Origin of the sequence: Clostridium sp. HV4-5-A1G (assembly GCF_900184915.1) — a bacterium.
Lineage (GTDB): Bacteria > Bacillota > Clostridia > Clostridiales > Clostridiaceae > Clostridium_B > Clostridium_B aromativorans.
Map to the genome: position 1 here is coordinate 1 of NZ_FXYI02000197.1, position 6,210 is coordinate 6,210.

The 6,210-nt window shown below is 32.4% G+C and carries 6 protein-coding genes; all 6 read left to right on the plus strand.

Annotated elements, in window-relative coordinates:
* The first annotated feature begins 194 nt into the window (after positions 1-194).
* The 6 genes from J5G60_RS15835 (at position 195) to J5G60_RS15860 (ending at position 5,873) form a co-directional block, all read left to right on the plus strand.
* On the plus strand, positions 195-854 hold the full coding sequence (locus J5G60_RS15835) for a sugar transferase (RefSeq protein ID WP_236035335.1): 660 nt from the start codon (positions 195-197) through the stop codon (positions 852-854).
* A gap of 74 nt (positions 855-928) precedes the next feature.
* Positions 929-2,026: a mannose-1-phosphate guanylyltransferase gene (locus tag J5G60_RS15840; RefSeq protein ID WP_150358834.1), complete on the plus strand. Its 1,098-nt coding sequence runs from the start codon at positions 929-931 to the stop codon at positions 2,024-2,026.
* Positions 2,023-3,096, plus strand: a complete 1,074-nt coding sequence (gmd, locus tag J5G60_RS15845; RefSeq protein ID WP_150358835.1) for a GDP-mannose 4,6-dehydratase — start codon at positions 2,023-2,025, stop codon at positions 3,094-3,096. The genes J5G60_RS15840 and gmd overlap by 4 nt, the downstream gene beginning before the upstream one ends.
* A 15-nt stretch (positions 3,097-3,111) precedes the next feature.
* Positions 3,112-4,041: a GDP-L-fucose synthase gene (gene fcl, locus J5G60_RS15850; RefSeq protein ID WP_150358836.1), complete on the plus strand. Its 930-nt coding sequence runs from the start codon at positions 3,112-3,114 to the stop codon at positions 4,039-4,041.
* 10 nt (positions 4,042-4,051) lie between these two features.
* Entirely contained in the window at positions 4,052-5,293 is a 1,242-nt protein-coding gene (locus J5G60_RS15855; RefSeq protein ID WP_236035334.1) for a glycosyltransferase family 4 protein, read from the plus strand.
* 25 nt (positions 5,294-5,318) lie between these two features.
* Complete coding sequence (locus J5G60_RS15860) at positions 5,319-5,873, plus strand: acyltransferase (protein ID WP_150358837.1); 555 nt, start codon at positions 5,319-5,321, stop codon at positions 5,871-5,873.
* Positions 5,874-6,210 lie beyond the last annotated feature (337 nt).

Sequence of the window (6,210 nt, forward strand, 5' to 3'; positions counted from 1 at the left end):
ACATATAAAATTATCATTTTAAAATACGATAATATTTTAAAATGATAAAATTGGACAAATAAATGGGACTTTTATGGTTGTCTGCCAAATGCTGTGGTGTTATAATAAATATAACATTTATGTGAATTTTGTTGGTATGAGGGGGAGATATATTGACAGAATTGGAGGATAAAGTCACTAGCATAACTGGTATATTGGTAGAAAATGAAGATGAGTATAAGAATGAAGATGAGTATGAGTACGAGAAGACTATCAGTTATTATTTTTTCAAGAGAGCAGGGGATATATTATTTTCGTTAATTGGAATTATTGTGTTATCCCCTGTTATGTTCATAGTAGCGGCTGCAATCAAATTGGATTCAAAGGGTCCTGCAATATTTTCGCAAGTCAGGATTGGGTTAAATGGAAAGCCTTTTAAAATGTATAAGTTTCGTTCCATGGTAAGTGGTGCTGAGGAACTTTTGGACAAGCTAAAAGATAAAAATGAGATGACAGGGCCCATGTTTAAAATGAAAGAAGATCCACGAGTTACCAGGGTCGGTAGGTTTATAAGAAAAACAAGTCTTGATGAGCTCCCACAGCTTTTCAATGTGATTAAAGGTGAAATGTCACTTGTAGGTCCAAGACCAAATCTTCCAAGGGAAGTTCTCAGATTCACAAAACGTCAGAGAATGAAATTGTTTGTTAAACCTGGACTTACCTGCTACTGGCAGGTAATGGGAAGAAGCAATATTGACTTTGATGACTGGATGAAGCTGGACTTGAAATACATAAAAGACAGAAACACAATACTGGATTTAAAACTTATTTTCAAAACATTTAAAGTGTTTTTTGGTGACGATGGGGCTAGGTGAAATTTGATTGAATGTTAAAACCCTAGAATTTTTGTAAAAAATATTTTAAGACATATTATAGGATGGTTGTTAATATGATGTGTGCACTAATAATGGCAGGTGGAAAAGGTGAAAGGTTCTGGCCTCTTTCTACAGATGAAAAGCCAAAACAGTTTTTAAAACTTTTAGGTAAAAAAACTATGATTCAGATGACTGTGGAAAGGCTTTTGCCTCTTATATCTGCAGATAGGATATTTATAGTAACGGGGAAAAGATATGTACAGATTGTGAAAGAACAACTTCCTAATTTACCAGAAAACAATATAATAGTGGAACCTGTGGGAAGAAATACAGCACCTTGTATAGCACTTTCGGCCTTTTATATAAAAAAACGATGTAATGATGCAGCTATTTTAGTGATTCCTTCAGATCATCTTGTAGTAGACGAAAATAGATTTAGAAATACCATAGCTTATGGGGCTGATTTCATACAAAATAATATTTCTGCAGTAGTTACTTTAGGAATAAAGCCTGACAGACCTGAAACAGGTTATGGATACATTCAATTTACAGTTTCCAATTCACAATGTATATTTAATGAGGCTGCGGTTACAACAGAAGAAGATTTCAATGTTTTCAAGGTTGAAAAATTTGTGGAGAAGCCTGATGTCGATACTGCAAAAAAATATATCAAAGAAGGCAATTTCCTCTGGAATGGCGGAATGTTCATATGGAAATGCAGTACTATATTAAAACTTACAAAAAGATATTTAAACAATACATATGATATTCTAAAAGGTGTGTTTGAAAAAGATGATAAAAATTTCAGCAGACTGCTTGAAGAAAAATATCCGGGGGTAGACAATATTTCCGTGGATTACGGAATAATGGAAAGGACTGAAAACATATATGTTATACCATCGGATTTTGGGTGGGATGATATAGGAACCTGGCACGCAGTTGAGAGGTACAGGGAAAAGGACAATAACAACAACGTATGCATGGGTGATATAAGAAGTCTCGGAAGCAGCAACAATATTGTATATTCCGAGAATAAGCCAATTGTAATTGTCGGGCTTGAAGATGTATTTGTAGTGGAAAGTGACGATATTATTTTTGTCGGAAAAAAAGAAGATATTGAGAGGATTAAAGAGATAAAGAAGAATGTATCTAGGGAGGATATAAGTAAATGAAGAGAGCATTGATAACAGGCATAACAGGTCAGGATGGTTCTTATTTAACAGAATTTTTATTAAGGAAGGGATATGAAGTACATGGAATTATAAGAAGAGCCAGCACTTTTAATACAAAGAGAATAGATCATTTATTTGAAAATCCTGAAATAGGAAATAGAACACTTTTTCTGCATCATGGAGATTTAACGGATTCCAGTAATTTAAATAGGATAATAGAAAAAGTTAAACCAGATGAAATATACAATTTAGCAGCTCAAAGCCATGTGCAGGTTTCTTTTGAAGTTCCAGAATATACAGCAGAAACTGATGGAATTGGAACTCTTAGGATATTAGATGCTATAAAGGAACGAGGATTAAAGTGTAAATTTTATCAAGCGTCTACTTCGGAATTGTTTGGAGGACTGCCTGGCACTGCCCCTCAAAATGAAAAAACACCTTTTTATCCTAAAAGTCCCTATGGAGCGGCAAAGCTTTATTCATATTGGATAACAGTAAATTATAGGGAGGCATATGGCGTATTTGCATGTAATGGCATACTTTTCAACCATGAATCTCCACGGAGAGGAGAAACTTTTGTTACAAGAAAAATAACAAGGGCTGTAGCCAATATTATAGCTGGAAAGCAGGAAAAATTGTCCCTTGGTAATTTAGATGCCAAAAGAGACTGGGGCTTTGCGGGAGATTATGTAAAAGCAATGTGGCTTATACTTCAGTATGAAAAACCTGAGGATTTTGTTATTGCAACAAATGAAACTCATACAGTGAGAGAATTTGTTGAACTTTCATTTAAGGAAGTTGGTATAGAAATCGAATGGAAAGGTACTGGAGTCAATGAAAAAGGTTATGATAAAAGGACAGGAAAATTGTTGGTAGATATAAACCCGAGATATTTTAGACCTGCAGAGGTTGAACTCTTATTAGGAGATTCAAAAAAAGCTGAAAAAGAACTTGGTTGGACTCGAAAAATAGGTTTTAAGAGTTTGGTTAAGATGATGGTGGATTCAGATATGAAAGAAATTGCTGGAATGAGTACAGAACAATTTTTAGAAGCTGCGTTGGCAAAATAACTGGGAGTGATTAATATGGAAAAAGACAGCAAAATTTATGTAGCTGGTCATAAGGGCCTTGTTGGATCGGCTATAGTCAGAAATTTAAAGAAAAAAGGCTATAAAAATATAATTGGCAGAAATCACAGTGAGCTGGATCTGACAGATCAGAGAACGGTTAGAGAATTCTTTAAAGAGGAAAGACCGGAATATGTTTTTCTTGCAGCAGCTCATGTGGGAGGAATAAATGCCAATAATACATCACCTGCGGATTTTATATATATTAATATGGAGATACAGAATAATGTGATAAAGGCAGCTCATGATTTTAAGGTAGAAAAGCTTCTTTTTTTGGGAAGCTCCTGCATATACCCTAAAATGTGTCCCCAGCCTATAAAAGAAGAATATCTGCTTTCAGGATATCTAGAGCCTACAAATGAAGGTTATGCCCTGGCAAAAATAGCAGGCCTTAAAATGTGCCAGTTTTTTAAAAGGCAGTATGGAGATAATTTCATAAGTTGTATGCCGACTAATCTTTATGGACCGAATGATAATTATGATTTAGAGAATTCTCATGTTATGCCTGCTCTTATAAGAAAATTCCATGAAGCCAAAGTTAATAATAAACCAGAAGTGGAAATATGGGGGACAGGGAAGCCTTTAAGGGAGTTCCTTCATGTAGATGATATGGCAGATGCCTGTGTGTTCTTGATGAAAAATTATGATGGAGAGAGACATGTGAATATAGGAACAGGCAAGGAAGTTACTATTAAAGAGCTAGCGGAGTTGATAAAAAAAGTTGTCGGCTTTGCAGGAAAACTCACATTTAATACTGAAAAACCGGATGGAACGCCCAGAAAGCTTTTGGATGTGAGTAAATTGAACTCTTTGGGATGGAAATATAATATTGAATTAGAGGATGGAATTAAGTCATCTTATGAATGGTTTGTGGAAAACTATAAATAGGAGAATTATAATGAGAAAAAAACTTTTGGTGTATGCACATTATTTTTATCCAGATGTAGCCTCTACAGGACAGATACTAACTGAACTATGTGAAGGGCTCCAGAATGATTTTGATATAACAGTTATATGTGTTGTACCTAGTTATAATGGAAAAGTGGATAAGCAATATAGAAAGAAAAGATTATTTAAAGAAAAATATCAAAATATAAATGTAATTAGAGTAAGAGTCCCTGAATTTGATAAAAGAAATAAACTAAGCAGAATTAAAAATATATTGTCTTATTTTTTCAATGCCATATATGCTACTTTTAAAGCAGGGAAGCAGGATGTCATATTTGGCATATCTCAACCTCCTATTTTAGGTGGATTACTGGGTGCTATTGGAAAATTTATTAAAAGAGCTAAGTTTATATACAATATACAGGATTTTAACCCGGAACAGACAGAAGCCATAGGGTATACAAAAAATAAATTTATATTAAATATAGCAAAAGCATTAGACAAAAACAGCTGTAAAAGAGCAAATACCGTTGTCGTCGTTGGCAGGGATATGGTTGAAACTCTTAATAAGAGATTTAAAGGGAAAAATGTTCCTAAATGTGTAGTTATAAATAATTGGATAGATAATAGTAAGGTATATCCTCTAGAGAGCAATCACCCTAAAGTGTCAGAGTTCAAAAGAAAATACAATTTAGAAGACAAATTTGTTTTTATGTATTCTGGAAATATAGGTTTGTATTATGATCTTGAAAATATTATAAAGATTATCGGTAAATTTAAGAATAGAAATGATATAATATTTGCTTTTGTTGGAGATGGTTCTGTTAAACAAAAATTAATTGATTATGTAATCAAAAATCAATTAAAAAATGTAAAATTTATACCATATCAGAAAAAAGAAGATTTAATTTATTCACTCAATGCAGCAGATGTTCATATTGTTACTAATGCAAAAGGTATAAAAGGAATTTCGGTACCAAGCAAAGTTTATGGAGTTATGGCTACGGGAAAAACTATATTGGGAGTTTTAGAAAAAGGATCAGAGGCAAGGATACTTATTGAAGATAATAAGTGTGGAATTTGCTGCAAGCCCGAAGATTATAAGAGTATAGAAGCTGTAATTTCTAGCATAATTGAAAATAAACAGGCCTATGCTGAAATTGGCTTGGGTGCTGTATATGCTGCCAGTGATATATACAGCAGGGATAAGTCTGCGGATAAATATAAAAAATTGATTAATGAATTGATGTAGAGAAAGCTAAATGAAATGAGGAAAAATGTTTAAAAGTAATTATTTTAAAATATTTATGAAATTAAATGGAGTTGATTTTGGTAAAAATCTAAATTTATTTGGTATTCCAGTTATATTTAAAAAGAGTGGATCAGTGTTGAAAATAGGAGATAATTGCAGTATAAAAAGTAGTTTTCTTTCTAATTTGATTGGATTAAGCCAAAGAACCATTATTGTTACAAGAACTGAGGAAGCTGAAATTGAAATTGGAAACAATGTAGGCATATCAGGAGCTACTATTTATGCTAGAAAGGGAATTTTTATTGGAGATAATACTTTAATTGGCGGCAATGTTAAGATATTAGACAATGATTTTCATCCGATAGAACTGGAGGCCAGAAATAGGGATGATAAGAATATGATAAAAAGTAAAGAGATTATAATCGGTAAAAATTGTTTTATAGGATGTAATGCATTGATACTTAAAGGAACCAAAATTGGTGACGGTTCTGTAATTGGAGCAGGAAGTGTGGTTAGTGGGGAATTTGGAAGTAATGTTGTAATAGCTGGTAATCCTGCTAAGGTTATTAAAAAATTTTAATCTAGAGGTAATTATATGAAAAAAAAAAAAAATAGGCATTATAGGACAATTTCCACCACCGATCCATGGATTGTCTAAAGCGATAGATACTTTATATAATTCATACCTTAGTACTAAGTATCAATTAGTAAAGTTTAATATTACAAATAATAAAGAATTTATGAATCGTGTTATTGAAATAATAAAAAGTAATTTAGATGTTTATTATTTAACTATTTCTCAAAGTAAATTTGGGAATATACGTGATTTAATAATATTAAAAATTATTCAAATTAAGAAAAAGAAAATTATAATTCACCTACATGGTGGAGGATTTAAAAATTTATTAGATAATAAT

Bases quoted from the DNA above. Each gene is read 5' to 3' on its own strand.
- gmd (WP_150358835.1), top strand. From the start codon at position 2,023: ATGAAGAGAGCATTGATAACAGGCATAACAGGTCAGGATGGTTCTTAT.
- J5G60_RS15840 (WP_150358834.1), top strand. From the start codon at position 929: ATGATGTGTGCACTAATAATGGCAGGTGGAAAAGGTGAAAGGTTCTGG.
- fcl (WP_150358836.1), top strand. From the start codon at position 3,112: ATGGAAAAAGACAGCAAAATTTATGTAGCTGGTCATAAGGGCCTTGTT.
- J5G60_RS15855 (WP_236035334.1), top strand. From the start codon at position 4,052: ATGAGAAAAAAACTTTTGGTGTATGCACATTATTTTTATCCAGATGTA.
- J5G60_RS15860 (WP_150358837.1), top strand. From the start codon at position 5,319: ATGTTTAAAAGTAATTATTTTAAAATATTTATGAAATTAAATGGAGTT.